Annotated in this window: 1 protein-coding gene; it reads right to left on the bottom strand. The window is 46.4% G+C overall.

Translation table 11 applies throughout. The features are described from left to right. The coding region (locus tag ABW391_RS29485; RefSeq protein ID WP_353485484.1) for an FAD-dependent oxidoreductase at positions 1-1053 on the bottom strand (1053 nt) is incomplete at its 3' end. Positions 1054-1287 lie beyond the last annotated feature (234 nt).

Here is a 1287-nt window from a genome sequence, read left to right as displayed (position 1 = left end):
GGGTCCAGTTACTGAAATGATGTTGTGTGCCATGTGGCGACGATCGCAAACAGCACCATCTGTGCGCTGGCTATACACACCATCCCAACGATTAACAATTGGTGGCAGTTTCTTTCCTAACAAATTGCTCGCAACTTCATGTAGATATGTGTAGGGATCCTCATTCAACTTGAACTCAAATGGTTCTGCATATTCGTGTGTATCACCAATAGTCAAGGTTCCATCCGCGCGTTGCACCATTAGAAGTTGCATGTGGTTAGTAGCTGCGATGTGGTGTTGCGGTGGCAGAGTTTCACGTGCAGGCACTTCATATCCAGGGTAGTACCGCATCGAATCACCATCAGCAATAGAAGTTGTTAAGACCTCATCTAAGGGCGCCGTGCTCATCATTTGTAATCTCACACGGCGAATTGGTGCGGTATCGAACTGTTCTTTGAATAAGGATGTGTGGTCTGCTCCGGGGCACACAATGACAACATCTCCCTCGAAAATTTCACCATTACGTGCAATCGCCACCGCTTTATTTCCATCACTTCTGACATCAATTACATCGAGATTGTTTCGCCAAATATACTTCTCGTTGCACAGCAAGTACTCGCGCATAGACCGTAAGAGCGATCCTGGCTCTACTGTTGCATCAAGTGGACACCAAAGTGATGCTAAATAATTTCCACGAAGAGCGGGATTAATTTTTTTGGTTTCATCCCTATCAAGAATTTGCCATTGACGATCTAGCGCATCCTCTTTTTTTAGACACTCTTCCATCACAGCTACTTCTTCTTTATTTATTGCAAGTGTTAATGAACCATTGGCGCGAAAAATCATTTCGGGGATTGCCTTATGTATCTCATCCCATAGTTGACGAGCGCGGGCGGCTGCTTGAAATTCAGCACCACTTTTTCGACCACTGACCCAAACCAGTCCAAAGTTTCTAACCGATGCGCCTCGGGCGACATCATCTCTTTCAAGTTGGATCACCTGATGGCCACTTTTGATTGCCTCATAGGCGTGAGCGGTTCCGATGACGCCTCCACCAATGATCACGACCTTCATGGAGTTCACTCTGCTGTACCTGGCTGAACAGCGGGTTTATCCCACGCGAAGGTTGGGCAAACTGTCACGTTAAATCTTGCGTAAGTTACTGACGGGTAGCACAATTACGCCATGAGCCATTACACATCAAACCTTCGAGACATTGAATTCTGCCTTTTTGACCTTTTAGGTCGCGACAAGGTTATGGGCACAAACCCATACGGTGAAGTTGATCGCGAAACTGCAATAGGAATG

The sequence above is a fragment of the Haliscomenobacter sp. genome (assembly GCF_040403615.1).
Lineage (GTDB): Bacteria > Bacteroidota > Bacteroidia > Chitinophagales > Saprospiraceae > Haliscomenobacter.
This window is presented reverse-complemented; position numbering and strand designations above follow the sequence as displayed.